Raw genomic sequence first — 26,994 nt, 5'->3', positions numbered from 1 at the left:
GCCCCGGCCGCACCGCCGCCCGCGCCTGAGCCGGTGACTCAGGCCCCGCCGCCGGTCACCGTGACCCAGGCGCCGCCCCCGCCGGTGACGGAGACGCACGTCGTCACGCAGACGACCACGCCTCCGCCCGTCACCACGACGACAACCACCACCACAACGACGACCACCACCACGACGACGCCGCCGACAACCACCACCACGGTGCCGACCACGACCACCACCACGACGAACCCGATGACGACGACGTACGTCACCGTGCCGTTCGTCCCGGTACCGATTCCGATCCAGGTGCCGAACCGTGGCGAAACACAGCAGCCCTATCCGCAACAGCCGCAGTACCCGTACCAGCAGCAACCGCAATATCCGTACCAGCCTTACCCGTGACGAACTGCGGCTGAGCGCGCTACCTTTCGATCAACAATCGGGAGGCATCGTGAACCGCATCTATGCTGCCGCCGTCGGCGCCGTCACATCCATGTGTTTGTCAGTCGCACCGGCGTTGGCAACACCTGCCGAAGGCGACGTGGTGCGCACTGATCTCGGTCAGGGAACCACCACGGCGCCGATCTGGGTGGTGACCACAGGCCAGCCCACCACGCTGCATGTGCAGAGCCTGTTGCTCAAGCCTGGAGCCGACAGCGGTTGGCACAGCCACCCCGGGTGGGAACAATCGGTGCTCAACGAGGGTGCCGTGGTGGTGCAAACCGCGGCCAACTGCGCACCGGTGGAGTACGTCGCGGGCCAGGCGGTCGTGATTCCGGCCGGGGTGGCGCACCGGGTGTCGAACCAGGGCGCCGTCGATGCCGATGTCGTGGTGACCTACACGCTGCCCGCCGACGCACCGGTGCGCGACGACGCTCCTGTTGCCTGTCCCTAGCTGCGAAAACGCATCTCGCACCACGAAACTTTGGGCAGGGTCGGAAATGTGGGTAAGAGTTCGGTTAAGGTTCTGCTGTGCCTGAGATGGATCGTCGCAGTGTGATGTTCATGATGGGTCTGGGGGTGGCAGCGGCTTCATTGCCTGCCGGGATGGCCAACGCCGACCCGGCAATTGGTGATAACCCGCCTGCGCCTGCCCCTGGAGCGCCCACTCCGCCTGCTGCCGCCGCGGCGCAGCCCAACTTCCTGTTCCAGGATGAGTTCAATGGTCCGGCCGGCGCTCCGCCCGACCCGACGTGGTGGCACCTGATCCCGGAGCGCGAGACCATCAAGAACCCGGTCGAGTGGGACAAGCCGTTCAACATGGGCCGCTACGTCGCCGACACCCAGCACGCGTTTCAGGACGGCAAGGGCAACTTGGTGATCCGTGCGACGCGCGGACCGGGCACCACGGTGCAGGAGAAGTACGCCAGCGCCAAGGTCGTCGGGAACTGGCGTGGCGGCATCGGCACCACCTGGGAGGCCCGGGTCAAGCTCAACTGCCTCACCGACGGTGCCTGGCCGGCGTTCTGGCTCCTCAACGACAATCCCGTTCGCGGTGGCGAGGTCGACCTGGTCGAGTGGTACGGCAACCGTGACTGGCCGTCGGGCACCACGGTGCACGCCCGGCTGGACGGCGAATCGTTCGCCACCAACCCGCACCCCATCGACAGCGCGTGGCATACCTGGCGGATGACGTGGAGCCCGCAGGGGATGTACTTCTGGAAGGACTATGCCCCGGGCATGGAACCCTTCTTCGAGGTCCCGGCAAACTCATTGCAGGACTGGCCCTTCAACGATCCCGGCTACACGATGGTGCCGGTGTTCAACATTGCCGTCGGCGGCTCGGGCGGGCGTGACCCGAGTGGTGGCGACTACCCGGCCGAGATGCTGGTCGACTGGATCCGCGTTTTCCAGGGCTGAGTTTTTCTGGGGATCTTCCGCCCGCTAACGCCTGCTTTGTCACGCTGGAGTGGCGCTCGGCTTCGAGCGCCACTCCAGCGTGATATTGGGCGCGGTGAGGGGACGCGACGGCGTCAGGGGGCTACCGCGATGCGCAGTTTGTCGGTGGGCGGTGGGCGCAGCGCCGCCTCGATTTGGGCGAGCGGCACCGGCGCCGTGACGAGCGCGTCCCACGGATAACGCGGACGGGTGCGGTCGAGGAATTCCACCGCCTGGTGTAGATGCCGGGGTTCGTAGTTGTGCACACCGGTGATGGTCAACCAGTGCCGCACAACGGTTTCCGGGTCCACCGACAGTGGCGGCCCAGGAGTGACCGAGCCGGCCAGCACCAGGATGCCGCCGATGTCGAGACGGCCCAAGGCGTTCGCGACGGCAGTGCTGGATCCGGTGTAGTCGATCGCCACATCAACCGGACCATCGTCACAGCTTCGTCCGCCGAACCGTGCCGCGAGCGCCATCCGGTCGTCATTGCGGTCGACCACCTGAACATCTGCCCCGGCCGCGTCACATGCCGCGACTGCGGTGAGGCCGAGCATCCCTGCGCCGCCGATGAGTACACGTCGTCCCTTCAATTCACCGGCGGCCTCCAAGGTGGCCATGACCGTTGCCGTCGCACACGCGGCGGGTGCGGCAACCGTGTCGGGCAGCGTGTCGGGAACCGCGGCGATGGTGGTGCCGCGCGGCAGGACCACGTGTGCGGCATAGGAACCCGACAACGGCCAGTCTCCGTCGAAAGGTTCGTGGCCCACCTTGCGTACCGACCGGCATTTGGCGCTGAGCCCGGACCGGCAGCGGCTGCAGGTACCGCAGGTCACTGTCACCGACCAGATAACACGTTGTCCGACTTGGGCATCCGCCCCCATGCCGACTGCGACGACGTCCCCGACGGCTTCGTGTCCGAGCACCGAGGGGCACGGCGCGGGCCGTCGTCCGCTGACGGTGTGCAGGTCGCTGCCGCAGACAGTGGCAAGCCGGACCCGCACCAGTACCTCACCGTCGCCGAGTACGGGAACCGGAACTTCCCGCACCTCGACGCCGGAGCCGGTCCACACCGCGGCCGCCGTCACACGAGGCGGGATCGGATCCATCCGGACAACCTTTCGATGGCGTAGACGATGACGAAGATGACCAGGACGATCGCGCCGGCGACATCGAAGTTCAGGGTGCGGATCGACTCGAACAGCAGGTAGCCGACACCGCCCGCGCCGACGATGCCCAAGATGGTCGAGGTACGCACGTTCACGTCGAACAAGTACAGGCTGGACCCCACCATCGCCGGCATGGCTTGCGGAATCACCGCGGAGAACAACGTCTTCCACCAGCCCCCACCCACGGAGTGAACGGCCTCCAGCGGTCCAGGGTCGATTTCCTCGACCGCGTCGGCCACGAGTTTGGCCAGGAATCCGATCGAGCCGATGGCCAATGCGCAGGTGCCGGCGATGGGGCCGAGCCCCAACGCCGCGACGAACACGACGGCCAGGATCAGCTCGGGCACCGCCCGCACCAGCAGGATCCAGCCGCGAGCGGCCCAGTAGACCGCCGGGTGGGGAGTGACGTTGCGGGCTGCCAGGATCCCGACCGGAATCGACAGCACGACGCCGATCGCGGTCGACACCACACCGATAGCGACGGTTTGGCCTGCGGCCGCGAATAATTCGCTGCCCAGTGCTGAGAAGTTGGGTGGGATCATCCGGGCGAACACCTCGATGGCCGGCCCCACCCAGGTCACCAGGGACATCGGGTTGATCTTCAACATCGCCAAGGCGAGCACGCAGATCACGATGAGTCCGCCGCCGAACACGAACCGCGCGATGCGCTCCCGGGCCGGGTTCGACTGCGCGGGATCCAGCAACATCCGGCGGATCACAATCGACAGCAGCTCCATCGCAGCGATGATCACCAGGATGACACAGGCGATACCGAGTGCCCGTGGATAGATCAAGCCCCGCAACGCATCCTGCAACGCAAAGCCGATGCCTCCGGCGCCGACGAAGCCGAGCACCACCGACATGCGCAGGTTGATGTCGATGCGGTAGATGAACGTCGCGATCCACGACGGGACGGCCTGGGGGACGACGGCGTTGAGCATCTCGCGGAAGTAGCCCGCACCGGTGCTGCGCACCGCCTCCCGAGGACCGGGGTCGGTCTGCTCGATGGCATCGGCGAACACCTTGCCGAGCATCCCGATCGAATGCAGTGCCAGCGCGAGAATGCCCGGGAGAACACCGATTCCGAGTGCACGGACGAACAGCACGGCGAACAGAAGATCGGGCATGGCCCGGCAGAACGTGATGACGGCGCGGGCCACCGCTTGCACGGCCGGATGCGGTGTGGTGTTGCGGGCGGCCATGAACGCCAGTGGCACCGAGGCAATCGCGGCGAGCACCGTCCCCAGTACCGCCATCAACAGGGTCTCGACGGCCAGGCCGGCGATCCGTCCCGGATCGTCGAGCCGGGGTGGGATCATCCGTTCCAACAATGCGACGACTTCGTCGAAACCGTTGAGCAGGGTGGCCGGGGCGAAGTCGATGGACCAGGCTGCGACGATGGTGGCCACTACCGCGGCGACCGTGACCAAGTGCAGCAGGCCGGGCAGGGGCCTGTGGTCGGTTGGGGGAGAGGCCGAGGGCGTGGGCCGTTCGGTGAGGTCGGTGCTCACGAGGGACGGGCCGCCGAACGGGCTGCAGGATCCACGCGTTGATAGATCTCCATGACGTCGTCGCGAGTCATCCCGACCGCGGGCCGGTCCAGGATCTTCTGGCCGTTGCGCAGGCCGACCAGGCGATGCGCCCAGCCCAGCGCGAGGTCAACCTGGTGCAGCGTGCATACGACGGTCAGTTTCTCCTCGATGCACACCCGGAACAGCAGATCCATGACCACACCGGCGTTTTCGGGATCGAGTGAGGCGACGGGTTCGTCGGCCAGCAGCAGGCCGGGTTTCTGCATCAGGGTGCGGGCGATCGCGACGCGCTGTTGCTGACCGCCGGAGAGGGTGTCGGCGCGGCGGTCGGCGTAGTCGGCCAGGCCGACGCGGTCCAGATGGGCCAGGGCTTCGGCGCGCATCGTCTTGGGGTAGGTCAGCGCGCCGTAGCGGGGGAGCCGCAGCTGGCCGAGGCCGCCGATCAGGACATTCTCCAGGCAGCTCAACCGCCCGACCAGATTGAAGTGCTGAAAGACGAACCCCACGTTGCGGCGCAGCGCCCGCAACTGTCTGGCCGAGGCCCGATCGACATGGGTGCCGCCGACCTCGACACTGCCGGATGTCACCGGGTGCAGTCCGTTCAGGCAACGCAGCAGGGTGGACTTGCCCGACCCGGACAGGCCGAGCAGCACCAGCATCTCACTGCGCCGCACGTCGAGGCTGACGTGATCCAGGGCCAGGGTGTCACCGAAGCGTTTGGTGACGTCGCGGGCGATGACGACGAGGTCGTCGCCCGCGACGCAGTGGTGGGGTCCGTCGGACGGCATGGTGTCAGCCCTTGCACTTCTCGGAGCCGGTGACGTCACAGACGTGGCGCACGCCGCTGTAATCCGAGTCCTCGACCGGCACGAAGCCCCAGGCGCGCTCGTCGGTGATCCGGCAGGCGTCGCCCTCGCAGAAACCCTCGGCCTCAAGGTTTGTCACGTTCACCTTGTCGGCGAAGAGGGTCTTGAGCTTGCCGACGGCTTCGGGACCCAGGGCGTCGTTGGCGGCGAATACCGAGCCGGCGATCATCTCGGACTTCCATACTGTCTTGAGCTGGCCTGGTTTGAGGTCGCCCTTGGCGATCATGGTCTTGTCGACCATGGTGTCGAAGGCGAAGCCGGCGTCGCAGTCGCCGTTGGCGATCGCCAGCGCTGAAGAGTCGTGGCCACCGGCGAAGATCGGGGACATCGCCTTGGACAGATCGCCCTCAGAGCCGGATTCGATCACCCCGGCCTCGATCAGGCCCGCGGTCGGGTACAGGAATCCCGAGGTGGAGCTCGGGTCGACGAAACAGACCTTCTTGCCGGCAAAGTCCTTGAGGCCGTTGATGTTCGCCTCGTCAGCGCGGGCCAGTCCGTAGGACTGATACCCGGGCTGGGCGCCTTGCTCCTGGATCACCGCACCGACCGGGGTGACCTTGGCTCCGTTGACGCCCGCAACGACGTAGGCGAACGGGCCGAAGAAGGCCAGGTCGACGTTGTTGGCGATGATGCCCTCGACCACCCCGGCGTAGTCGGAGGCCTGCACGAACTCGACCTTGGAGCCGGTCTCCTTCTCCAGCAGCTTGATCAGTGGCTGGTAGCTGGCCTTGAGGTCGGTGGAGTTCTCGGCCGGGATCGCGGCCAGGGTCAGGGTTTCCGGGAAGCCCTGGGCGGTCGTGGCGTCCGAATTGTCGGAGCTTGAACAGCCCGACATTGCGAGCGCGGTGCAGGCAGCTGCCACGGCAGCGATACGAGCTGAGGGGCGCGGGATGCGGAACGTCATGGCGCGTAGGACCTTTCGGGCGGGGACGTTTGACGGGCAGTGCGCGAGCGGGGGTGCGCAACTGCCCTGCCCCACACCCTGTGGGTTGGTCTATACCAACGGGTGCATCGAAGTTGGCAGGGAGGTTAACAACACGGCAAGTCTTGGTCTATACCAAAACTTGCTACCGTTGACGGGTGGCCGCGAGCGCAGAACCGAGGGTTCTCAAGCACCAGGTTGTCCGCGCGCAACTGGAACGGCTGCTCGACGATCTGGAGGTCGGAGACCCCTTCCCGGCCGAGCGAGAGATCGCCGAACGATTCGACGTGGCCCGCGAGACGGTCCGCCAGGCGCTGCGAGAACTGTTGTTGGCCGGGCGGATTGAGCGCCGTGGCCGCACCACCGTCGTTGCGCGGCCCAAGATCCTGCAGCCGCTGTCCATGGGCTCCTATACCGAGGCCGCCAAGGAGCAGGGGCGCAGCGGCGGGCGCATCCTGGTCGGCTGGAGCGATTTGATCGCCGACGACATCCTGGCCGGACAACTCGGCATCGACGTCGGGGCACCCGTCCTGCAGTTGGAGCGGGTGTTGACCACCGACGGCATCCGCGTGGGTCTGGAGACCACCAAGCTGCCGGCCGCGCGCTACCCGGGATTGCGGGAGACCTTCGACTACCGCGAGTCGCTGTATGCCGAGATCCGCAGCCGAGGCATTCGCTTCGAGCGGACTGTCGACACCATCGAGACCGCGCTACCGGACGCCCGGGAATCGGCACTGCTCACCGTGGACAGCCGGACCCCGATGTTTCTGCTCAACCGGGTGTCCTACGACCAGAATGGGATTCCGATCGAACAACGGCGCTCGCTGTACCGGGGTGACCGGATGACCTTCACCGCGGTGATGACGGCTTCGTAGGAACGACAATCGCCCCCGTTCAGACGCCGGGCGAGGGTGTTTTCGTCTTGAAACAACAAAGCGACTTGCCTTAGAGATTTCTTAGTATCGTGACCGATTTGTTACTAATGACCTGCGCAAACACGCCGGAAATGTGCTTGACAGTCAGTTAAGGAAACTCGCAGAACCGGGGTGCGGTTGCTGCGTGGTGAAGAAAGTGCCCGTATGGTGCCCGTGTGGGCCGACACGCATTAGCCAGCCCCAGTCAGCGCAAACTGCCGGCTGTCGCGGCTGCGATCATCGCTCCGGTCGCCGCGTTCTTCGCGAGTGCCAGTGCTGCTCCTTCATCCCCTTTTTCCGAAGCCGCCAAACCTGCCTCAGCTCCCGCACCGACCCCCGAGGTGCCGTGCTGTATGGAGATCGTGGCTGCGCCTGCGGGGGCCACGAGTGCTGTCGCCCAAACCGTGGGTCTGAGCGCGAACCAGGCGTCGCCCGCCACGGCTTCTCGCTGGCGTGTCATCAACATCCCGCAGTTGCTGCCCCTGGGACTCGCTCCGGAGCGCGGACTACAGGTCAAAACCATTCTGGCGTCGCGCGCCGTCAGCGCCGACTTCCCCGAGATCCACAACATCGGCGGCGTCCGGCCGGATGCCCTGCGTTGGCACCCCGACGGCCTGGCCCTCGATGTGATGATCCCCAATCCGAGTAGCGCCCACGGCATCGAACTCGGAAACCGGATCGTGGCCTACGCCCTGAAGAATGCCGACCGATTCGCCCTGCAGGACGCGATCTGGCGGGGTACCTACTACACGCCCGACGGCGGAGCGAAATCTGGCGGATACGGCCACTACGACCACGTCCATCTCACCACCAAGGGTGGAGGCTACCCGACTGGCGGCGAGCTCTACCTGCGCTGAGGTGTCGCCTCGTGGTTAGTCGGCCTCGGACTCAGGCTCCGCGTCGGGCACATCGCGTCGCCGCGCGAACATCAGAACGAGGTCGCGGATAGGTGCCTCGCGTCGTGCCCCCCACTCGGGTCCCACGGTGAAATCGGCGTCGGTCGCCACGAAGCGATAGCCCGGCAGGTCGCGCTGTGGCGCGAACGGAAACTTCATGTGCCACAACCTGTTTGCGACGACGGCGGCGGCGTCGGCGGGCATCGGGCGGTCGATGCCGAGTGGGATGCAGATGTCCTGCGTGTGGATCAGGATATCCAACAAGGGGTCGACTTCCTTGGTCATGGGCGGCCGCTTCCGCGAACCCGCCATGGCCCGCAGCCGCGCTGTGATGGCGGCAGGTTCGGCGGGATCATCCAGCGCTGCCCGACGCACCATGGCGTCGAACCGGAAGCCGGACTTGATCGCCGACGGCAGCATTTCACCGAGGCTCGCGTGGGACTGCGTGATGTGAATGGCGACCTCGCGCACGGTCCAGCCGGCGCACAGTGACGGTGTCGCCCACTGCTGCGGTTCAAGCGTGTCGAGGAGATCGGCGAGCTGTCCGCGCTGCTCATCGATGTTGCGCCAGATCGTGTCGGAGTCCACGGCTGCTCCTATCGTCAGGATTCTCTGACCAAAATAGTCGCGCTGGACAACACTCTGGCCCAGCACCGGGGTGCTGGGCCAGAGAGTCTCCGTGCGTGGCTAGTCCGTCGCGAACGCGGCCTGAGCCTCCCTGTTGAGGTCGACGTACTTCTCCTCGCTCACATCGACCGCGACGCCCTTGATGGTGCCGCCGGTGAACCGACCCGGATTCTGGTACAGCGACGACACGTTGTCGCCGCTGTCGAACCCGACGCACAGGCCGTCGCCGGCGAGGGTGAACTTGCCAGTCTGAGCCCGCATCGGGCCCTTGTCTGCTTCCTTTCCATCCACGTAAAGCGTTGTGGTTCCGAGTGATTCGCCGTAATCGCCCTTTTTCTCCCAGACGAACTCCATGCCCAGCGCGTGCTTGCCCTCCGGCAGTGGGCCGGACACGAACACCTGCTCGGGCTTGATGCCGAGGAAGTTGTAGACGTAGTGCAGCTTGTTGTCCTTGATGAACAGGGCGTGCCCGCCGAACCGCGAACCATGCGCGAACAGCACACCCTGGGCATCCTTGGTCATGTCGACATCGGCGATGACCTTGTAGGACCGGCCGCGGATGTTGGCCGCCACGCCCTCGGGCACGGGGGCGGTATCCGGGTAGTAGACATAGCGATTGCGGGGCGGCTCGAACTGCGGCCGCTGAATGGTGATCAATTCGACCGCGGCGCGGTCGTCGAGGGGCAGCACGTAGTTGTTCTTGGCCTCCTCGTGCCACGCCTCGATCAGTTCCTTGAGCTTTTCCGGATTCTGATCAGCGATGTTCTTGGACTCCGAGCGATCCTCGTCGACGTGGAAGAGCTCCCACTTGTCCTGATCGAAATGGCCTTTGCCACTGATAGGCGCGTGCAGAGCTGACGCTTTCCAGCCGTCCTGCCAGATGCCGCGGGTACCCAGCATCGCGTAGTACTGGCGTTTCTTGGTGGTGGGGGCGTCGGCGCCGTCGAAGCTGTACCGCATCGAGACCCCGTTGACCGGATACTGCTTGATACCGCGATACTCCTCTGGCATCTCGATGCCCGCGACGTCGAGAATGGTCGGCACGATGTCGGTGGCGTGGTGGTACTGATGGCGCACCTCGCCCTTCGCCTTGATTCCCTTGGGCCAGTGGATCACCATCGGATCGCAGGTGCCGCCGGAGAACTGCGAGTAGCGCTTGAACATCTGAAACGGTGTGGAGAACGCGACTGCCCAGCCTGTCGGGTAGTGGTTGTAGGTGTCGGGAGTTCCGAGCTTGTCGAGCATTTTCATGTTCTCGGCGAGGTCGTCCGGGTAGCCGTTGAAGAACTTGTTCTCATTGACCGAGCCGTTCGGGGAACCCTCTCCGGACGCACCGTTGTCGGCGCAGTAGAAGATGACGGTGTTGTCGAGTTGCCCGGTCTGTTCCAGGTAGTCCACGACTCGGCCGACCTGGGCGTCGGTGTATTCCGAGAAGCCGGCGAACACCTCGGCCATCCGCGAGAACAATCTCTTCTCGTCGGGATTCAGAGAGTCCCACGGCCGCACCGCATCCGCTTCTGCCGCGACATCCTCGGGCAGCGGGTTGATCGGGGTGAGCTGGGTACCCTCAGGCATGATGCCCTTGTCGATCATCCGCTTGAGCACCCACTCGCGGTACGCCTCGTAGCCGTCGTCGAACTGGCCCTTGTATTTCGCGGAGTACTCCTCCGGGCTGTGGTGCGGTGCGTGGTTGGCGCCCGGGCAGAACCACATGTACCAAGGCTTGGACGGGTTACTGGACTGCTGATCGCGCAGCATCCGGATCGCCTGATCGGCAAGGTCTTTCGAGAGGTGGTAGCCCTGTTCCGGAGCGTAGGGCTGCTCGATGAACCGGTTGTCCTCGCTCAAGTCCGGGTACCAGTTGTTGGTTTCGCCGCCGACGAATCCGTAGAAGCGGTCGAACCCCTTCTGCAACGGCCACTCTGACTTGCTGCCGCCGCTGGAGACATCTTCTTCCGGTACGTTGTGATCTTTGCCGACCCAGAATGTGCTGTAGCCGTTCTCCTGGAGCACCTGACCAACCGTCGCGCATTGTGCGGGCAGTCGGGCCGCGGCTCCGGGAAAGCCGTCGGAGCCTTCGGTGATGCTCGCGAAGCGGTTCACGTGATGATTGCGGCCCGTCAGCATGCAGGACCGGGTGGGCGAGCACAGCGCGGTGGTGTGCCACTGCGAATAGGTGAGTCCGTTGTCGGCCAGCTTTTGCAGCGTGGGCATGTTGATCCGGCCACCGTACGGTGACCACGAGGCCATCCCGGTGTCGTCGAACAGCACCACCAGGACGTTGGGTGCACCCTCAGGCGCGTGCTTGAGCTCGAACGGTTTCCAGTCTGGCTTCGAATCTCGGACGTCGAGTTCGATTTTCCCGTCGAAACCTTCGTTGATACCGGTGCCATAGTCGGGCGGTCCGGCTTCTCCGCTGGCTCCTGGCTTTGCGGAGTTGTCGTCACATCCTGCGACGAATGCGCCGGCAGCGGTTACTCCGACTCCGGTAGCAGCGATGCCCCCCAGCATCGAGCGTCGCGACAATTTGCCGCGGGTATTGCGATCGGTATCTGTCATGTCATCGCTGTTCGATTCCATGTTGGCTCACACTATGCCCGTTCGGGCGCACTGTCTGGATAAATCACCGCAGAATCGATGCGTTTCGATAAACGTTGTATGCCAAGCATTCCTGCGACTGTTCGCCGGAAATGCGCCTCACCCTTTTCGGGCGATATCTCCTACAGCGGAATCGGGCGGTTCAGGTCGTCGGCGCTGCCGTCGGCGAGTAGCTCGTGGAAATTGCGCAAAGTTTTCGCGCATGCCGCACGCTCGGCCGGGTCGAGCCGGTCGAGCACTCGGCTCAGCTCACGCCGGCGCCGGGTGGTGACTTGCCGGACCAGCTTGCGTCCGCGGTCGGTCAGCGACAGCGTGACGACGCTGCGGTTGGTGGGGTCCGAACCTCGGACCAGATGACCGGAGGCATCCAACCGGTCGGCCAGCCGCGTCACTGTCGAGCCGACCACGCCGAGGGCGTGGGCACACTCCGTCGAGGTTGACTTCCCGCGCTCCTGCAGTACGAGTAGCAGCCGGAACTGCGGTAGGGAGATCTCCAGCTGGTCCACGCTGCGCAGCGCGACACCTACGAGGTCTCGTGTTGCCATTTCGAACGCCGACAGTTCGTCAACGGGGGTGCGGGTCATCTCGTGCTGCGGCGCGCTGCCCATCCAGGCAGTATTCCACGCGAAACCGGACCGTGGCGGTTAGTGGTTGCGTTGGCACCGAATATCCACGTCGGATGCGGGTTCGCGTCAAATGTGGATACCACTGTGAGCAAAAAGCCGGTGCGTCAAGGTGATTCGGTATCCGCGCCGGGGCGGCCGATGCGGTGCGACGCGGTGGGTGTCACTCCCGTGGCTGGGACAACAGCGCCACCACCGCGTCGGTCAACGTCGCGCGGGCGATCTCCAGATCCGAGGTGAAGCCCAGTTGCCGTTCGTTGCTCAGGCCCCGAATCGCCGCGGGCAGCAGGCACCGAACGCGATACAGCTGATCCGGGGCGAGATCGAGTCCGGCCATCAGGTAGTCGAAGCCTTGAATCCAATCGAGCTCGCGCGCAGCGAAAGCCGCAGCCGTCTGCGGGTATTCGGCGGCGATATCGGAGCGGCGCGGGGGCAGCGATGTGCGCAATGCCGTAAGTGCCTGCCCCTCGGTGGTATCCAGGTACATCCAGACCGAGTCGATGGCAGCGGCCACCCGCTCCCGTAACGTGCCGCTGCGGGCTGGCGCGTCATTGGCGCCGGGTGACCAACTGCGGGAATGAATTTCGGTGATCACCGCCACCCAGAGTCCGTCCAGGTCGCCGAACTGGTGCGGCACCGTGCCCCAGGTGACACCGGCGTCCTTGGCGATGCGGTTTGCCGACACCGGCTCTCCACCGCTGTCGGCCAGGCATCGGATGGCTGTGTCGAGCAGTCGCGCGCGGGTCTGAAGGCCGCGCTTGTTCAGCCGGGTGCCCGCGGCGGACTGGATGGCCGCTGACGGGACCGCGGCGCGCCACTGCTCCTGGGCGCGCAGGGCCTGCGGTGACTCGTGGGTGCTCAGGCAAACCTCCCCGGGTTGGCCGCGACCGCTCGCCGCAGCGTCGGCCGGTTGGCCCGGTAAGCGTGCACGACGGGTGCGATTTCGTGCGGGCTCGCCCCGTGCATGATGACCGAGTGGGTGCCCAGATCGTACTGGCGGGCGACGGTGCCGGCGCACTCCTGCGGTGCCCCCTTGGCGACCGAGTCCAGCCATTCGGCGGGAATCAACTCGCCGATCCGCTGCAGCGTCTCGAGTGAGGCACTGGCGTCGATCGGCCCGGCCGTGGCCGCGTCGGTGAACAGCTCGCTCTGCTTGATTCGCTCCCAGACGGCGGGGTCCCAGCCGTTGGCCGAAACCAACACATCCGCGTACGCCTGTAAGTAGGTCGCCAGGCGGCCGACCCCACGGCGCAGCTGATCCTCTTCTGACAACGCGTCGGGGACCGTCGCCAGACACGCCCAGATGCGCACGCTGTCGGGATCACGGCCCGCGCGTTCGGCGCCTCGGCGCACCGCCTCGACCGAAGACGTCGTCGCCTCATCGGAGAAAAAGGTATGGAGCACAACGAAATCGGCGATCTCGCCGGCGAGTTCCATGGTTTTCGGGCCGACTGCCACCAAACCGATGGGCGGTCCGTCGGGCAGGCCGCTGGCATGACGCAGGAACGGCCACTTCCCGGCCGGGCCATCGTGATCGAGGATCATCTCACCGGCCCAGAGCCGGCGCAGGATGCCGAAGAAGTCACGCAGCCGGGCCTCGGTCACCACCGGCAAGCCGATCGCCTGCCAATACGCCGCCATGCCGCGGCCGAACGCCATCGCGAAACGGCCCTCGGTGAGGGCGTGCATCGTGGACCCGATCGTCGCGGTGACCGTGGGATGCCGGGTGTGGTAGTTGGTCGACGGTGCGATCCCCAGCGTGGTGCTGGCATCTGCGACCGCGCCCGAGAGGACCGCCGGGTCCTTGACCGTGAAGCGTTCCCCGATGTGGCAAGAGCCCAGACCGAGTGCGTCGGCGGCGCGGGCTTCGGGCAAGACCACCCGCACATCGGCGGGGTGACGGGTCACCGCGTAATAGCCGAGCTCGTTGAGCTGATCGAGTGCGCCATCGGTGCTCGCCGGGGTGGTGGCCTGCGCGGCAGTGCTCATTACGTGCCTCTCATTCGTGGATTCCCTGCACTGTCTGCCGTGGCGCAGACGATTGTCAATGAGGGTTCTCAATGAATGGGGAGACGTGGCAGGAGCCGCACACGGTGGGGTCGTGGCGTAGACGGCAACGTTCTCAGGGGCGGTTGACGCTGAGGGGTGGCAATGCAAAGTGCCAGAGGCTCGACTGCCTGATTGGGGCGCGGCTCTGAAGAGTTGTTGTGGAGCCGATGACGGGAATCGAACCCGCGTATTCAGCTTGGCGAATCTGGGGTTATCGGCGTCCGTGATCGTTCGTTAACGTGTTGCGCGGCAAGCACTCTCGTGGTTGCCCGGTACGTACGGATACAGGCAAGTTCGCCACAAATCACGGGCGTTTATGCGGGGAAAATACGGAGCGACCGCAAACCGCCCTTGCCGAAACAGCAACCCGCATTGCCAATTTTTGGTCATAGCCAGGTTGACCCCGATGCCTCAGTCAGCCTCGCGGTGTGTACGGAGTCTGGGGAATCTGGACGGGTCTAGCCCAACGATGGGGAATCAATCGAACGTTTGCTCGATAGTTTGCTTGTGGAAATTTTTTTGCGGGGAGAGATATCTGACTGTCACATCGGGGTCAAGGTGCTCAGTCTCTAAAAACCGAGGTCATCGGCGTGCTACCCATCCGAGTGTTGCATCGTTGCAGGTCAGCGGGTCGTGGTTGTTGCCCGGTTGCGATGGTGGCAGCGGCGTCACAATAGTTTGCTGTATGCCGGTTTTTGTTTGCTGTGGTGAGGTCGGTCGCGGGGCGCAGGTCGCAGCTCGCGCAGGTCAACGTGCGGTCGTGGCTGTGCCTTGGCCCGAAGGGTGACAACCATGATGTCGAAGGCTTTAACGCCCGCGCGCCCGAAGTCTCGGTTGGTTTGGTCAGTCGCCGCCGAACCAACGCTTTATCTGCTGCGCTATCTCGGCGGTCCACGTTTGGGCTCGCTGGTCGAGGTCTTCGGCGTATCCGTCCGGTGCGGGCAACCCGTTCTCGTTGGGTAGCCCGCGACCGAAACGGACATCGTGCTGGGTCATTACGGGGTGACCACGTCGACGGCGATAGCGGACCCGGTGAGGCCCTGCCCGACGCCGGTCGAGTGCAGCCAGGAACCGAAGCTGTTGCTGCCGTCCTTGGGGTCGATGGTGCTGGCCGATTGCAGCGCTGACATGAACACCAGGAACCCTTGGGGCGAGAAGATCGTGATCTGCCCTGCGGTGGCTTCCAGTGTCGGATACAGGCGGGCGCCGTTGAATCGGGTGGTGACGCTGCCAGCATCGGGACCGTTGGCCGGTGCGATGTCTTGCAGGAGCGCGATGTCGGCGGGCTGGCCGAACAGCACCAGATCCTCGACGGCGGTGTAGACGGTGGCGGCTACGGTGTTGACCGCCTGGCGCACGTTCCTGGCGATATCGGCGTTGAACGCCACGGGGGTGCCGGCCGCGGCTTCGATGTCGCCCACGGCGGCGAGGTCCAGACTCTTGGCGATGGCAATCGAGTGCATGTTCGCGATTCCGCTGATGGGGTCGAAGGTCTGGACTGCTGCCGAGACCGCCGACCAGCGTCCGTGACGAACCGCCGTCAGTGGGGTGTCGACGATGGTGTCGTATTCGGCGTGCGCGGTCGTCTCGTTTACGCCTGCGGTGCCGGCCGGCAGGGTGAAGGTGGGCATTGTCGCGGCCACTCCGTTCAGTGTGGCCACGGGAATGCCTGCGTAGCGGATCAGGTGCATCGGTTCTCGTGCAGGGGTTTGTGCCCACGCCTGGGCCCCGCCGAGAGCACTGGATGCGGCCGGGTTGACCTGGATGGTGGCGCGTGCTTCCTCGATGGCGCCGTACGTCTGCCCTTGGCGCATGGCTGCGACGTGCTTGGCGACGTTGGCCGGGGAGACCAGCAGGGTGGGGCATCCGCTTGCGGTGGGCTGCCACGGGGATGCTCCGGTGACGGCGCGGAAGGAGTTCTCGAGTTCGTGGGCCTTCTGCTCACCTTCGTGGATTTCTTTGGCCCGCTCCTGGAGCTCGTCGGCTTGTTTGACGAGACCGTCGAATTCGGTTTGTTCGCCCTCGGTGAGGTCGCGCTTCTGGGCGACGCCGGTTTCGGCGATCTTGCGGGCCTGGGCGATGATGTTGCTGCGACGTTCCATGAGTTCGTCGGCAAGAGACTTGTACATTGTGGCTCCCCTTTCGGAGTCCGTAAACGAGTGAATTACGTTGGCGTGCACAAGGTCTGACCTTGTGTCGCTGACTCCGGTGGGGGTCGCCCTGCCGGCGGTATGCAGTTTGCGTTTCGCCCATGCGAGGCGTGGGGGTGGCCCTGCGCCTCGCCGCTACTCCGATTCAGTTGTGGCGAAGGCGTTCGGCGAGAGCGGGGGTCACACCCTGGCCCCGATGGCGGAACGCCTTCGCGCTCTTTCATTCTAGCCGTCGTCTGGCAGTTGCCCGAGGTCCACGGTGGTGATCGGGTTGTCGAGGTCGGCGCCCAGATCCTCGGCTGTCCTGGCGATGTCGCGCTCGCGGGCGAAGTGCACGGCCTCGTCGTGAACAACGTCGGCGGCCAGGGTGCGGCCCTTGACGCGCAGCAGCTCGGCGGTGTCGTACAGCAGTCGGGTGAATGCGTGCAGCCGTTCGTATTCGGTCGTCATGCGGTTGCGTCCTTTCGGGGGCGGCCTGCGGGTTTCGGTTGGGTGATGCGTCCGGCGACGACACCGGGCGGTCGGCGGCTCGGCTTGAGGGTGTTGAACCACTCGGTGCACGACGCGAGCGCGGGGCACAGTCGGCATAGTCCGAGGGCCTGAGCGTGACGCTGTTGAGCGGTCTCGGGGCTCTCGTGCGTGCCTTGCTCATCGAACAGGTGGTGCTTGCCTCGGCAGCGGGCGCCGGGTAGCGCGGGGGCTGCGCCTACGGCGGCCAGGAGAGAGTGCAGGGTGTCACTCATGCTGTCTCCCCGTCTGATGCCGGGATGATGCGCCAGATGCGTTCGGTTTTGGCCTCACCGCGGGCTGGTTCGGACACGATGCGTCGAGAACGGCCAGCGGCTCGGCGAATCCCTGTCCAGTCACGTCCGGCGGCGGCTGCTGCGGCTTTCACACTGTCCGGTTCGATGGTGTCTACCGTTTGCTGATCTATGTAGCTGTCGAGCCAAGCAGAGTCCGAGACGTATTTCGGCGGGACGTAGCCCGGGACTATGGACCAGGTGGCCGTGCCTCCTTTGCGGTCGATGACATGGATGTCGGGGTGCGCCGCTACGGCCTGTTCGATGAGTGTCCGCTTGTACCCGGCAGCTTCTCCAGCGCTATACACAGCAAATGCTTCGGCGGTTGTGTGGCCGCCTGCGAGCAGCTCGGCGATGTGGTTGGCCAACCACTTGGCGCCCGACAGAGTCGGTTCGTAGGGAAGCGACGACCTGCGGGAATCCAGGTCAGTGACCACGGCAGGGCGGTCAGGGGTGACCATGCGGGTCACGGGTTCTGACCTGCTGTTTTCATGGGTGACCGGGGTGGTCAGGGGTGACCAGTAGGTGTACGTCGCGCCGTTGTACTCGCCCGTACGTGATGACACCAATCCTTCGGCTTCCAGCAAATTAATCGCCTGGTCGAAGAGCTCCCGCTTCTCCTTGCGTCCAAGGCGCCTGCGCAGGTCGCCGCCGACCTGCTCCCCGTCCCGTTCCAGCATCCGTAGGATCGATCGCTTGACGGTTTCCAGGCGGCTGGCGTCGTAGAAGTCCTCCCCGGCCGCACGCGCTTGCGCCCGGTCACGGACCTTTGCCCGTTCGGCGCGCTTAGCCTCCGAAAGGATCCAGTCGCGGGTCCGATCGGAGACGGCCATGACTGCCTCGGATAGCTGCCAGTCGAGTTCGGATACGACCATCCGGTGGTGCATGAGCGCCAGGACCGCCGCGACTTTGCAGCGGGTCAGCATCCAGTGACCGTCGAGGGCGCCACCTTCCCCACGTTGGCGGGCCAGGTGCGCGGCAATGATCTGCTCGGTGATTTCCTCGTGGCCGTAGACGATCTCGACCACCTCGGTACCAGTCGCCCAGGACGGCAGGCTCGTGTCCAGCGGAGCCGGGTCGTCGGCTTTGACCGCAGGCATGTCCGGATCGATGGTGAGCGCCCACAGGAACCGCTGCGGGGTGCCGCCACTGGTGTCGGCGAAGATCACGCCGGTGTGGCCGGGTTGAGCACCCACTGATACGCAGCCGCGGTAGGAGTGCGCGGGAACGTTGCGACTGTTGGCTTTCGTGGCGTTGGTCGAACCCAACTGCTCACCCATCGCGAACGCTTTCAACTTGCCGAGAATCGTCGATCCTTGCCGCGAGTCGAGGCCGGTCAGAATGTCGATCTCGGAGCAGCTGAAGATCGCCGATGTGATGCGCTCGTTGTCCTCGGACTCCTTGCCGCGCAGGGTGAATGTCTCGTCTATGCCCTCACCAGAGCCGAGTGGTAGCTCCAGGATGTCGGCGGGCCACGCCAGCCGGCCCACCTTGTCGCTGATGCCCTTGCCTCCACCGGATGGGGAGACGAACGCGACGAGCAGATTCAGCGAGGCTTGCCCGCCGATGGCACCGGGGAGCCGCACAGAGGGTTTAGTGGTGGCCGCTACCCGTAGCAGGACGGCGAAGAACACTGCCCATGGTGCGGCGTAGCGGGCTCTCGCCCACTGGTAGATGGTCTTGAGTTCTGGTGTGGCGTTGAAGAATTCTTCGTCTGTCACGCTGACCTCTTTCGTGGAACGTATGCGTCGCCGCGGCCTCGGGCGATGCGCTTGGCGAGTGCGGTCCATCCGCCGGCCGCTGCGATGTCTCGGGACGCCTCTGCGCGTTTCTCTTGGGCGAGTTCGGTGTGCAGCACCCAGTGCTCACCGGAAGCGGCCAGCGCCAACAGTTTTCGGGGGTCGGTGTCGGACAGTTCGCACCATGCCGGGGTGCCTGCGGTGGGTAGCGGTCCGACGTTCGCCTTGCTGACCATGGCCGCGATGAACTCGTGTGTAGGCCACCAACTGACTTGTTGAGAGCCGAGGAAACCGGTCCGCTGGGGGCCGGCCTCCTCGTTCTTGCGGATGGTCACCGGGTGAGTCCTTGTTCGATGTCGGCCGCCCGTACCAGGGCCGCGGCCAAGGATCGGGCCGCATCTGAGGTGAGCCGGTAGGTGCGATCGTCCGCAACGACAACGCCGGGAACCCATTTGTCGAAGACCAGCTCGACGCCGCGGTAACGGGTCTCACGGGCGGCGTACTCGGCGGGCGTGAACTGACCGTGAGTGAATGCCGCGGTAGCCGACACCCACAACGTTTCTCGGCTGGACCCTTCTTCTGGGATCAACGTAGCGCCGTGAATCTGCTTGGAGCAGTATGGTTCTTCGGCGGTGTGCATCGTGAATTCGGCGTCGTGGTTGGTGCACCAGACGGTGTGTGATGCGTGGTAGTCGTGCAGCTCGTTGCTCACCGGGCCACCTCCTGCTCGGTTTCGAGCTGGTCGGCAACCTTGTCGATCAAGATGGACGCCTCACGCAAGTGCCGCTGCGCCCGGACCAGATCGACATGCGCCCAGATCGAGGTGGTGGCCGGCAACTGGAGTCGGGATAGGTCACCTCGGGCCAGGTCGGCCATTTTGGTTGTGGTGTCGAGCATCAGCGCGACATCGGATAACCGGGGCGCGTGGTAGTCGGCGCAGTTCGGGTCGCTGGTCGAGTGACCGCGGCCGATGTGGGAACACACTGGGTGTGTAATCATGGAATTACCTGCTTTCTGTAATGGGTTGGTGGGTGTGAACGGCTCCCGCCCGGTGCGCCAACACCGGGATCTCGGGGGCCGTTTCGTCGTCTCCGGCCGGCTCGTGATCGACCAGGTTGTGGTCGTCAATCGCGTCACGGTCGAACTGGTCGACGTGGGGATGAGACATCTACGCCGCACCTTCGAGCCGGCTGATGTACTCGCTGATCTGAGCGTCGGTCGAGAACCTGCGCCGGCCGATCTTCACTGAGCCGAGTGCGCCGGATGCCCATAGTTGGAACACCATGGTTCGGCTGATGCCGCCGAGCTTGAGGCTCACGGCCTTGTGATCGTTCACGGATACCTCCTTCTATTCGTATTGCGAAGAATTTCCACGTACTTCTTCGCGCAGCGCTGACACTAGCACGGTATTCGACGTACGCAAGAGAACGCGGCATACTTTGCGCATGGCGAATGATGACGACGATGGGCAGCGCTGGGCTAAGGAGCTGGTGAAGCGCGTCGGCAAAGCAATCAAGGATGTCAGGGGTACGAAGTCGGCGGCTTGGCTCAGCGACAGGACGGCCGAACTCGGTTTCCGCGTATCGCCAACCGTGATCGCAAAGCTCGACTCAGGCCACCGAGGCTCAGTACTGAGCGTGCCCGAGCTGATCGTTCTCGCGGCCGCGCTCAATACGTCTCCGGTGAACCTCGTCTACCCCGGTCCGTACGAGAGTCCGGTGGAGATACTGCCCAACCGAGAGAACGGGGAACTCAGTGCGGCGGAATGGTTTTCAGGGGTATACAGCTACCTCGGGCACGATGGAGTAGGCGCGCCAGAAGATCCCGCAGAACAGTGGCAAGCAAACACCGAAACACTGCGCCAATGGCGCTATCTCGACGAACTTTTCATAACCAAAGAACAGATGGACGACCCCAAACACATCGCCGTCCTAGATCGCCAGATCAAGGCGACTTGCGACCGCCTGGGCATCAAGCTCCCGCCGGACGAGGTGTTTGGGCGTGACACCATCGAACTTAAGACTGGCGACGACGATGCCTAGGCAGCGTCTTGCCCCCGGTGAGCACGGGAAGATCACCGATACCAAGCGTGGCGAAGCCTTCTACGCTACAACGTATTTACGGCTGCACAGCGGCAAGCTGCGGGAGCGTGAAGCGTCGTCGCGCAAGTCCGCCGAGGATGCCCGACGCGAGCTGAAACGACGTATCGCAGCAGAGCTTGAGGCCGGGGAACCCACCGGGGTAATCAACCGGAGCACGACACTTTCCGAGCTGTTCGAGGCGTGGATACCGGCCAAGATTGCAGAGGATCAGATCGGGGAGCGGACCGTCACCCTGTACCGGGACACTTGGCGGCTGCACGGTGAACAACAACTCGGGGAACTACGGATCGCAGAGCTATCGACCAGCCGCGCCGACGCTCACCTGAAAGCGCTACCGCCATCGCCGGCCACCTACCTGCGCATCATCCTCACGGGCATGTACGGCCTGGCTGTCAGGTTCGACGTCGTGAAGCACAACATCATGCGGGAGACCAAGGCGGCCAAAGCGGAACGCAAACCCGCTCGGGCGCTCACGGCAATGGAATTCGAGGAAGTCCGGCGCGCCGTCGAGGTGTTCTGCACACGCAAGGGACCGGGCCCGCGGCGCGGCCGGATGCTGCCCGCGTTCGTCGAGCTGCTCGCGGCTACCGGGGTCCGGCCAGGGGAAGTGCTGGCGATCGAGTGGCCAGAAGTCGACCTTCTCGCGGACGTTCCAACGGTCACCGTCAGCGGGACCGTCGTGGACAGCGGGAGAGTGGCCGGCAAGCCACTGCATCGGCAGGACGAACGCAAAGGCGGCGCCCCGGCCCACACGGTGACGCTGCCACCGTTCGGGGTCCAGGTCCTCACCGAGCTGTACGGGGTCACCGGGCCGGCCGGAACGGTGCTCAAGAACCGGGACGGCGGTCTCGTGTCGCTGTCGAATATCCGCTCGTCGCTGCGGGAAGCGCTCGCCCCCCATGAGCATCTGCGATGGGTGACACCGCACAGCTTCCGGCGCACCACGGGCACCGTCGTCAGGGATGGGCTGGGCGTCGAGGCCGCACAGCACCAGCTCGGGCACGCGCAGCTCGCGACGACTGAAGGGCACTATGTGCAGCGGGTGACGGCGGGGCCGGATACCCGTGCTGTGCTGGAGAAATGGGCCAGCAATCAGTCTTGAGAATCGAATTTACGGGGAAAGTACGGGATTTCGCCGATTCGACTTTGCTGGCAAACCAGCTCAGGTCGTTGACCTGCATGTTTGGAGCCGATGACGGGAATCGAACCCGCGTATTCAGCTTGGGAAGCTGATGTTCTGCCATTGAACTACATCGGCATGGTGCTGACGAAGGATAGCAACCCGGCCCGAGCTGTGGGGCAGGTGGGCGGGCGACGCGCGGTGAGTCTAAGAAATTGACGCCGACGGATCTGACGGGCGATGACCTGTGTTTGGCGAAGGTTGCCGGCGCAGGTACCGGCGGATGCGCAGTGCGGACCCGGCAGCTGGACCCGCCCGGCGAAACAGACGACCCCAGAACATGATTGCCATTCACATGCCAGCCTGAGAGTCGGGTAAATCCTTGGGCTGGCGTTCTCAGGCGCGCTCTCTACCGTCGGTGTGGTGGGCTCCATCCGGTGCTGAATGGAGCGAAGAGGCCCGCAGCCCGGGCCGAACCAATCAAGGGACTCAACGCATGGATGTTGTCATCGGTATTGCCATGACCTCGCGCGATGCCCGGCTTCTCCTGGTCGAGGGCACCCGCGGCGACGGCGCGGTGATCGACCACAATTCGCTCGACGCGGATGACCGGGCCGGCGTCGAGCACTCTGGTTTCCGTGAGCGCGTGGTCAACGCGGTGATCGACACGCGCGACGCTGCCCCGGCCAATGGCTATGCGGTTGCCCGCGTCGCACTGACCTGGACCGATGCGGTGGCCAGTGAGGCCAAACTCGTTCTCGACGCCCTCGAGGAGCTCGGCATGATGAACGCGGTGGTCTCCGGTGTCGACGCATTCGAAGCGGCTGCCGAGTACACCGTGCAGATCGCGGACTGCGACTCGGTCGCGCTGTGCATGGTCGAACCCGAGGAGGCCATGCTGGCCGTGACCGGGGCCGAGGGTGAGGACGGCACGCGTCGGCTGCGTAGCCGCCATCTCGTCGGACCGGACGCGGCCACCGCCGTGCTGGCCCTGCGCGGTCTGTGCGACAGCTTCCCCGAGCCGATCGCCGAGGTTGCGATCGCAGGATCGGCACCAGAGGCGGAAAGCCTTGTCGAGCAGGTGAATTCGGTGATTTCTCGGCCGGTGGTGCTCGGTGATGACGCAGCCCTGCTGCTGGCTCGTGGCGCACTGATCGCCAGTGAAGGCATTCGTGGCCAGGCTGCTCCGGCAGTCAAACCTGCCCCGCTGACGCACACCGTCGCCATGGCCTTGGCGACAGCGGTGCTGATCCTGGCGGGCTCGGTGTTCCTGGCGATGACCGTGCGCGGCGGCGGCCACGGCAGCACCCCACCGCAGGCGTCGACCCCCGCTGAACATGCCGCGCCGGCATCGCCCACCGAATCGGTTCACACCGTGGTGCGCAGGGTGGTGCCACTGGCCGGGCAGGCAGCCGACAAATCTTTCGTGCTGCCCGACGCCGAGCGCGCTGTGGCGCCGTCTCCGGGAGTGGTCCGTCGGTAACCGATACGCTCGTCGGGTGCTGCTCTCCGATCGAGACATCCGGGCCGAGATCGCCGCGAAACGCCTGGCCATCGAGCCGTTCGACGATGCCCTGGTGCAGCCGTCGAGCGTTGACGTCCGCCTGGACAGCCTGTTCCGGGTCTTCAACAACACCCGCTACACCCACATCGACCCGGCCAAACAGCAAGATGAGCTGACCACGCTGGTCGAGCCCGCCGAGGATGAGCCGTTTGTGCTGCACCCGGGTGAGTTCGTGCTCGGCTCCACGCTCGAGGTGTGCACGCTGCCCGACGACCTGGCCGGACGCCTGGAAGGCAAGTCTTCGCTGGGCCGTCTCGGATTGTTGACGCACTCGACGGCCGGGTTCATCGACCCCGGCTTCTCCGGGCACATCACCTTGGAACTGTCCAACGTCGCCAACCTGCCCATCACGCTGTGGCCGGGCATGAAGATCGGCCAGCTCTGCCTGCTGCGGCTGACCAGCCCGGCCGAGAATCCGTACGGCAGCGACAAGGTCGGCTCGAAATACCAGGGCCAGCGTGGTCCGACGCCGTCGCGCTCGCATTTGAACTTCATCAAGTCCTAGCCGCCGAGTGGCCACCTGTGACACGCAGACCAGCGATTCGTGTGTCATAAGTGGCCGCTGGGGGCGAAAACCCGACCGCGCACGCCCGACACAAAGCGAGCCCCGGTGAACTTTCAGTAACCACACCGCAACACGAAACACAGCTGAAACACGTACGCCGCGCCGCTGAAACGCGCGCCCGACATTCTCGTCGAGACCAAAGGAGCTCGACGTGCCCGAAATCGATCCGGCGGCCACTGCCTGGCTGCTCGCCAGTACCGCGCTGGTCCTGCTGATGACCCCCGGCCTCGCCATCTTCTACGGCGGCATGGTCCGCACCACCGGCGTTCTCAACATGATCATGATGAGCTTCATCTCGATCCCGCTGGTCACGGTGGCCTGGCTGCTCGTCGGCTACACCCTGGCGTTCTCCGATGACGCCGGAGGCGGGTTCATCGGCGGCCTCCAGCACATCGGCATGCTCGGCATCACACCCAGCACCGCCCACGGCTCAGTCCCTGAGCTGTTGTTCGCCACGTTCCAGCTGACCTTCGCGATCATCACTGCCGCCCTGGTCAGCGGGGCCATCGCGGACCGGGCGAAGTTCGCAGCCTGGATGCTTTTCGTGCCGCTGTGGGCTGTTGGCGTGTACGCGGTCGTCGCGCACTGGGTCTGGGGACCGGGTGGCTGGCTGGCCGGCCTGGGCGTGCTCGACTACGCCGGCGGCCTCGTCGTCGAGATCGTCTCCGGCTCATCGGCCCTGGCCCTGGCCCTCGTGCTGGGCCCGCGGATCGGCTTCAAACAGGACGCAATGCGCCCACACAACCTGCCTTTCGTGCTGCTGGGCGTCGGCCTGCTGTGGTTCGGCTGGTTCGGCTTCAACGCGGGCTCGGCATTGGCGGCCAACGGCACCGCCGCCGCGATTTTCCTCAATACCCTGGTTGCCGGTTGCCTGGGCATGCTCGGCTGGCTGACGGTCGAGCAGGTCCGCGACGGCAAGCCCACCACCTTCGGTGCCGCGTCCGGCGTGGTGGCCGGCCTGGTGGCGATCACCCCGTCGTGCGGCACGGTCAACACCCTTGGCGCGGTCGTGGTCGGCCTGGCAGCCGGGGTGGTGTGTTCCTTTGCCATCGGCCTGAAGTTCCGGTTCGGTTATGACGACTCGCTGGATGTGGTGGGCGTGCACTTCGTCGGCGGCGTGGTCGGTGTGCTGCTGATCGGATTCCTGGCCACCGAGGTGATGACCGAGGGCCCGCAGGGCCTCTTCTATGGTGGCGGGCTGACCCAGCTGGGCAAGCAGCTGCTGGGCGCCGTCGTGGTGGCCGCCTACGCCTTCACCGTGTCGTACGCACTCGCCAAACTGATCGACCGGTTCATGGGGTTCCGGCTCAGTCCCGAAGACGAGACCACCGGCGTCGACTTCACACAGCACGCCGAGTCCGCATACGCCGAGGGCGTACACGGGCACTTGCCCCAGCGCCGCCCGGGGTTGTTCGGCGGGACCCTGGGCCAGTTGGGTCAGTTCGGCGACCGCGAGCACCGGCCGGCCGAGGAGGACAGCGCGGGATGAACCGGCCGGCACCGTTTGTCGTAATGCCGAGTAGTGTCTAACTAACCGGCGCCGGCGCGCACCATGCCGTCGCGGTCCGACCGGGATCTCAGCGCTGCAGCTAACGCGCGGGGGTGTAACGATCGAGCACGTTGCACCGATGAAGGTTCTAGTTGTCGGTTCGTGCGACATGTGTGCGCAATGGCGACAAGCGCAGTGCAGCAAACACATTGGAGGACTCGGTGGACATCGTATTGGGTGTGGCGATGGCACCTACAACGGTCCGCATGGTGCTGGTCGAGGGGGAGAAAGCCGACGGGGTCACCGTCGATCACGACGTCTTCGACGTCACCGCCAGTGAAGATTCGGCAACCACGAGTGCAGCCGATCAGGTGGTCGCTGCCATCCTCGGGACTCAGGAGAGTGCCACCACGGGTGGGCACCATCTGAAGTCGATCGGTGTCACATGGACCGACCATTCGGACGCGTCTTCTCTGCGCGACGCCCTGTCCGCGCACGGCATCGACGACGTCATGCTGGTCTCCGAAAGCCATGCCGCCGCCGCCCTGGCTCAGGCGGTCGGCCGCGCAGTCGGCTATGCCACCACGGCACTGCTGTTCATCGACCGCGATGCCGCGACGCTCTCGGTGGTCAAGACCGACGACGGCTCGGTGGTCAAGGTCTTGAGCCGTTCCCTGCACAGCGCCGACGCCATGGTCGTGCTCACCGAGATGGCCGCCGCCGTCGACGCTGCCGAATCCGCGCCGGACGGCATGTTCGTTCTCGGTGCCGGCGTCGACGTCGCCTCGGTCAAGGCACACCTGGAGCCCCTGGTGTCGCTTCCTGTCAGCGCCCCGGACGAGCCTGAGATGGCCCTGGCTCGCGGTGCCGCACTGGCCTCGGCCAACGCGCCCGCGTTCGAGGCGACCACCGTCGGCCTGGCCTATTCGCAAGATCCCGACGGGACCACCGCCGGCAGCGCCTACGCGCTGGCCGGTCTGGCCACCGAGATGGCTCCCGTCGGTGCCGCTGGCCTCGACGGCGTCGACCTCGTCGCCGACGAGATGCCACTGGACGAGGAACGTAAGCCGTTCCTGCTTGTCGGTTCCGCGTTGACGTCGGTGTTCGTGGTTGGTGTTGTGGCCCTGGTCATCTCGCTTGCGGTGAGTATCCGGCCGACGGTCGATCAGCGTCCCTCCCCGGCACAGGGCGCAGTGGCTCCGACTGCCCCGGTCAAGGTCCCGGCGCCCGCACCCGCACCCGTACCGGAAGCCCAGCCTGCGCAGCCGGCGGCCCCGCCCCCGGCCCCGCCGCCAGAGACCATCAAGGCCCCGATCCCGGTGGTCCAGGAAGCACCCGCACCGCAGGCCCCGCCGCGCACGGTCTACGTCGAGCAGCCCGCCGCGGCCCCGCCGCCTGCACCCGAGGCG

30 protein-coding genes and 1 tRNA gene are annotated in these 26,994 nt (G+C 65.3%); 10 read left to right on the top strand and 21 right to left on the bottom strand.

Annotated features, from left to right (window positions below; all coding sequences use genetic code 11):
• Positions 1-38: 38 nt before the first annotated feature.
• The gene (locus tag E0T84_RS32110; protein WP_212757740.1) at positions 39-254 is read right to left on the bottom strand and encodes a hypothetical protein; all 216 of its coding nucleotides are present in this window, start codon (positions 252-254) and stop codon (positions 39-41) included.
• A 179-nt stretch (positions 255-433) separates the two neighbouring features.
• Between E0T84_RS32110 and E0T84_RS29565 the strand changes: the two genes are divergently transcribed.
• On the top strand, positions 434-877 hold the full coding sequence (locus E0T84_RS29565; protein ID WP_371726384.1) for a cupin domain-containing protein: 444 nt from the start codon (positions 434-436) through the stop codon (positions 875-877).
• 86 nt (positions 878-963) lie between these two features.
• The gene (locus E0T84_RS29560; protein WP_075909465.1) at positions 964-1,842 is read left to right on the top strand and encodes a family 16 glycosylhydrolase; all 879 of its coding nucleotides are present in this window, start codon (positions 964-966) and stop codon (positions 1,840-1,842) included.
• A gap of 113 nt (positions 1,843-1,955) precedes the next feature.
• On the opposite strand, the gene E0T84_RS29555 is transcribed toward E0T84_RS29560, so the two are convergent.
• Genes E0T84_RS29555 through E0T84_RS29540 form a run of 4 tightly spaced genes read right to left on the bottom strand, consistent with a single transcriptional unit; the run spans position 1,956 to position 6,331 of the window.
• On the bottom strand, positions 1,956-2,969 hold the full coding sequence (locus E0T84_RS29555; protein WP_138746251.1) for a zinc-binding dehydrogenase: 1,014 nt from the start codon (positions 2,967-2,969) through the stop codon (positions 1,956-1,958).
• On the bottom strand, positions 2,945-4,540 hold the full coding sequence (phnE, locus tag E0T84_RS29550) for a phosphonate ABC transporter, permease protein PhnE (RefSeq protein WP_138746250.1): 1,596 nt from the start codon (positions 4,538-4,540) through the stop codon (positions 2,945-2,947). The genes E0T84_RS29555 and phnE overlap by 25 nt, the downstream gene beginning before the upstream one ends.
• Positions 4,537-5,349, bottom strand: coding sequence for a phosphonate ABC transporter ATP-binding protein (phnC, locus tag E0T84_RS29545; RefSeq protein ID WP_138746249.1), 813 nt, complete (start codon positions 5,347-5,349; stop codon positions 4,537-4,539). The genes phnE and phnC overlap by 4 nt, the downstream gene beginning before the upstream one ends.
• 4 nt (positions 5,350-5,353) lie before the next feature.
• Complete coding sequence (locus tag E0T84_RS29540) at positions 5,354-6,331, bottom strand: phosphate/phosphite/phosphonate ABC transporter substrate-binding protein (protein WP_138746248.1); 978 nt, start codon at positions 6,329-6,331, stop codon at positions 5,354-5,356.
• 176 nt (positions 6,332-6,507) lie between these two features.
• On the opposite strand from E0T84_RS29540, the gene E0T84_RS29535 reads away from it, so the two are divergent.
• Positions 6,508-7,224: a GntR family transcriptional regulator gene (locus E0T84_RS29535; protein WP_070189488.1), complete on the top strand. Its 717-nt coding sequence runs from the start codon at positions 6,508-6,510 to the stop codon at positions 7,222-7,224.
• Between the two features lie 215 nt (positions 7,225-7,439).
• Positions 7,440-8,120: a hypothetical protein gene (locus E0T84_RS29530; protein ID WP_138746247.1), complete on the top strand. Its 681-nt coding sequence runs from the start codon at positions 7,440-7,442 to the stop codon at positions 8,118-8,120.
• Positions 8,121-8,135: 15 nt separating this feature from the next.
• On the opposite strand, the gene E0T84_RS29525 is transcribed toward E0T84_RS29530, so the two are convergent.
• The 15 genes from E0T84_RS29525 to E0T84_RS32010 all read right to left on the bottom strand — a co-directional run bounded on the left by E0T84_RS29525 (position 8,136) and on the right by E0T84_RS32010 (position 20,081).
• Positions 8,136-8,747 carry a maleylpyruvate isomerase family mycothiol-dependent enzyme gene (locus E0T84_RS29525; protein WP_138746246.1) on the bottom strand — a complete coding sequence of 204 codons (612 nt, stop codon included), beginning with the start codon at positions 8,745-8,747 and terminating at the stop codon, positions 8,136-8,138.
• A gap of 99 nt (positions 8,748-8,846) precedes the next feature.
• Positions 8,847-11,366: an arylsulfatase gene (locus tag E0T84_RS29520; protein WP_070189491.1), complete on the bottom strand. Its 2,520-nt coding sequence runs from the start codon at positions 11,364-11,366 to the stop codon at positions 8,847-8,849.
• Positions 11,367-11,506: 140 nt separating this feature from the next.
• Positions 11,507-11,992 (bottom strand): MarR family winged helix-turn-helix transcriptional regulator, encoded by a 486-nt coding sequence (locus E0T84_RS29515; RefSeq protein ID WP_070189492.1) that lies wholly within the window; start codon positions 11,990-11,992, stop codon positions 11,507-11,509.
• 178 nt (positions 11,993-12,170) lie between these two features.
• Positions 12,171-12,692, bottom strand: a complete 522-nt coding sequence (locus E0T84_RS29510) for a TetR/AcrR family transcriptional regulator (RefSeq protein WP_249383778.1) — start codon at positions 12,690-12,692, stop codon at positions 12,171-12,173.
• 173 nt (positions 12,693-12,865) lie between these two features.
• On the bottom strand, positions 12,866-13,996 hold the full coding sequence (locus E0T84_RS29505) for a TIGR03857 family LLM class F420-dependent oxidoreductase (protein WP_138746245.1): 1,131 nt from the start codon (positions 13,994-13,996) through the stop codon (positions 12,866-12,868).
• A 903-nt stretch (positions 13,997-14,899) separates the two neighbouring features.
• Positions 14,900-15,052: a hypothetical protein gene (locus E0T84_RS32020; protein ID WP_171055226.1), complete on the bottom strand. Its 153-nt coding sequence runs from the start codon at positions 15,050-15,052 to the stop codon at positions 14,900-14,902.
• Positions 15,052-16,185 carry a hypothetical protein gene (locus E0T84_RS29500; RefSeq protein WP_138746244.1) on the bottom strand — a complete coding sequence of 378 codons (1,134 nt, stop codon included), beginning with the start codon at positions 16,183-16,185 and terminating at the stop codon, positions 15,052-15,054. The genes E0T84_RS32020 and E0T84_RS29500 overlap by 1 nt, the downstream gene beginning before the upstream one ends.
• A 246-nt stretch (positions 16,186-16,431) precedes the next feature.
• Positions 16,432-16,656, bottom strand: coding sequence for a hypothetical protein (locus E0T84_RS29495; RefSeq protein WP_138746243.1), 225 nt, complete (start codon positions 16,654-16,656; stop codon positions 16,432-16,434).
• The gene (locus E0T84_RS29490) at positions 16,653-16,949 is read right to left on the bottom strand and encodes a hypothetical protein (protein ID WP_138746242.1); all 297 of its coding nucleotides are present in this window, start codon (positions 16,947-16,949) and stop codon (positions 16,653-16,655) included. Before E0T84_RS29490 ends, E0T84_RS29495 begins: the two co-directional genes overlap by 4 nt.
• Positions 16,946-18,727 (bottom strand): hypothetical protein, encoded by a 1,782-nt coding sequence (locus E0T84_RS29485; RefSeq protein WP_138746241.1) that lies wholly within the window; start codon positions 18,725-18,727, stop codon positions 16,946-16,948. Before E0T84_RS29485 ends, E0T84_RS29490 begins: the two co-directional genes overlap by 4 nt.
• The gene (locus E0T84_RS29480) at positions 18,724-19,080 is read right to left on the bottom strand and encodes a DUF2742 domain-containing protein (protein WP_249383777.1); all 357 of its coding nucleotides are present in this window, start codon (positions 19,078-19,080) and stop codon (positions 18,724-18,726) included. Before E0T84_RS29480 ends, E0T84_RS29485 begins: the two co-directional genes overlap by 4 nt.
• A complete protein-coding gene (locus E0T84_RS32515) occupies positions 19,077-19,457 on the bottom strand; it encodes a hypothetical protein (protein ID WP_249383776.1) in 381 nt (126 codons plus the stop codon). Before E0T84_RS32515 ends, E0T84_RS29480 begins: the two co-directional genes overlap by 4 nt.
• Positions 19,454-19,744: a hypothetical protein gene (locus E0T84_RS29475; protein ID WP_138746239.1), complete on the bottom strand. Its 291-nt coding sequence runs from the start codon at positions 19,742-19,744 to the stop codon at positions 19,454-19,456. The genes E0T84_RS32515 and E0T84_RS29475 overlap by 4 nt, the downstream gene beginning before the upstream one ends.
• A 4-nt stretch (positions 19,745-19,748) precedes the next feature.
• Complete coding sequence (locus tag E0T84_RS32015) at positions 19,749-19,913, bottom strand: hypothetical protein (RefSeq protein WP_171055225.1); 165 nt, start codon at positions 19,911-19,913, stop codon at positions 19,749-19,751.
• Positions 19,914-20,081, bottom strand: a complete 168-nt coding sequence (locus E0T84_RS32010) for a hypothetical protein (RefSeq protein ID WP_171055224.1) — start codon at positions 20,079-20,081, stop codon at positions 19,914-19,916.
• 109 nt (positions 20,082-20,190) lie between these two features.
• Between E0T84_RS32010 and E0T84_RS29470 the strand changes: the two genes are divergently transcribed.
• Positions 20,191-20,787, top strand: coding sequence for a hypothetical protein (locus E0T84_RS29470; RefSeq protein WP_138746238.1), 597 nt, complete (start codon positions 20,191-20,193; stop codon positions 20,785-20,787).
• Positions 20,780-21,949: a tyrosine-type recombinase/integrase gene (locus tag E0T84_RS29465; RefSeq protein WP_138746237.1), complete on the top strand. Its 1,170-nt coding sequence runs from the start codon at positions 20,780-20,782 to the stop codon at positions 21,947-21,949. Before E0T84_RS29470 ends, E0T84_RS29465 begins: the two co-directional genes overlap by 8 nt.
• A gap of 82 nt (positions 21,950-22,031) precedes the next feature.
• Here E0T84_RS29465 and E0T84_RS29460 read toward each other — a convergent pair.
• Positions 22,032-22,105, bottom strand: a tRNA-Gly gene (locus E0T84_RS29460).
• A gap of 358 nt (positions 22,106-22,463) precedes the next feature.
• Between E0T84_RS29460 and E0T84_RS29455 the strand changes: the two genes are divergently transcribed.
• The 4 genes from E0T84_RS29455 to E0T84_RS29440 form a co-directional block, all read left to right on the top strand.
• Positions 22,464-23,450, top strand: coding sequence for a hypothetical protein (locus tag E0T84_RS29455; RefSeq protein WP_070189494.1), 987 nt, complete (start codon positions 22,464-22,466; stop codon positions 23,448-23,450).
• 16 nt (positions 23,451-23,466) lie between these two features.
• The gene (gene dcd, locus E0T84_RS29450; RefSeq protein ID WP_070189495.1) at positions 23,467-24,036 is read left to right on the top strand and encodes a dCTP deaminase; all 570 of its coding nucleotides are present in this window, start codon (positions 23,467-23,469) and stop codon (positions 24,034-24,036) included.
• A 211-nt stretch (positions 24,037-24,247) separates the two neighbouring features.
• Positions 24,248-25,585, top strand: a complete 1,338-nt coding sequence (locus E0T84_RS29445; RefSeq protein ID WP_070189496.1) for an ammonium transporter — start codon at positions 24,248-24,250, stop codon at positions 25,583-25,585.
• 221 nt (positions 25,586-25,806) lie between these two features.
• The coding region (locus E0T84_RS29440; protein WP_138746236.1) for a hypothetical protein at positions 25,807-26,994 on the top strand (1,188 nt) is incomplete at its 3' end.

This window comes from Mycobacterium sp. DBP42 (genome assembly GCF_005924235.1).
GTDB classification, from domain to species: domain Bacteria; phylum Actinomycetota; class Actinomycetes; order Mycobacteriales; family Mycobacteriaceae; genus Mycobacterium; species Mycobacterium syngnathidarum.
The sequence above is the reverse complement of the archived record's forward strand: the minus strand, read 5'-3'. Positions and strand labels throughout refer to the sequence as shown.

Bases quoted from the DNA above. Each gene is read 5' to 3' on its own strand.
- E0T84_RS29560 (WP_075909465.1), top strand. From the start codon at position 964: ATGGATCGTCGCAGTGTGATGTTCATGATGGGTCTGGGGGTGGCAGCG.
- E0T84_RS29555 (WP_138746251.1), bottom strand. From the start codon at position 2,969: ATGGATCCGATCCCGCCTCGTGTGACGGCGGCCGCGGTGTGGACCGGC.
- E0T84_RS29505 (WP_138746245.1), bottom strand. From the start codon at position 13,996: ATGAGCACTGCCGCGCAGGCCACCACCCCGGCGAGCACCGATGGCGCA.
- E0T84_RS29465 (WP_138746237.1), top strand. From the start codon at position 20,780: ATGCCTAGGCAGCGTCTTGCCCCCGGTGAGCACGGGAAGATCACCGAT.
- E0T84_RS29475 (WP_138746239.1), bottom strand. From the start codon at position 19,744: ATGATTACACACCCAGTGTGTTCCCACATCGGCCGCGGTCACTCGACC.
- E0T84_RS29455 (WP_070189494.1), top strand. From the start codon at position 22,464: ATGGATGTTGTCATCGGTATTGCCATGACCTCGCGCGATGCCCGGCTT.
- E0T84_RS29495 (WP_138746243.1), bottom strand. From the start codon at position 16,656: ATGACGACCGAATACGAACGGCTGCACGCATTCACCCGACTGCTGTAC.
- E0T84_RS29520 (WP_070189491.1), bottom strand. From the start codon at position 11,366: ATGGAATCGAACAGCGATGACATGACAGATACCGATCGCAATACCCGC.
- E0T84_RS29540 (WP_138746248.1), bottom strand. From the start codon at position 6,331: ATGACGTTCCGCATCCCGCGCCCCTCAGCTCGTATCGCTGCCGTGGCA.
- phnC (WP_138746249.1), bottom strand. From the start codon at position 5,349: ATGCCGTCCGACGGACCCCACCACTGCGTCGCGGGCGACGACCTCGTC.
- E0T84_RS32020 (WP_171055226.1), bottom strand. From the start codon at position 15,052: ATGACCCAGCACGATGTCCGTTTCGGTCGCGGGCTACCCAACGAGAAC.
- E0T84_RS29515 (WP_070189492.1), bottom strand. From the start codon at position 11,992: ATGGGCAGCGCGCCGCAGCACGAGATGACCCGCACCCCCGTTGACGAA.
- E0T84_RS29490 (WP_138746242.1), bottom strand. From the start codon at position 16,949: ATGAGTGACACCCTGCACTCTCTCCTGGCCGCCGTAGGCGCAGCCCCC.
- E0T84_RS29500 (WP_138746244.1), bottom strand. From the start codon at position 16,185: ATGTACAAGTCTCTTGCCGACGAACTCATGGAACGTCGCAGCAACATC.
- E0T84_RS32015 (WP_171055225.1), bottom strand. From the start codon at position 19,913: ATGTCTCATCCCCACGTCGACCAGTTCGACCGTGACGCGATTGACGAC.
- E0T84_RS29470 (WP_138746238.1), top strand. From the start codon at position 20,191: ATGGCGAATGATGACGACGATGGGCAGCGCTGGGCTAAGGAGCTGGTG.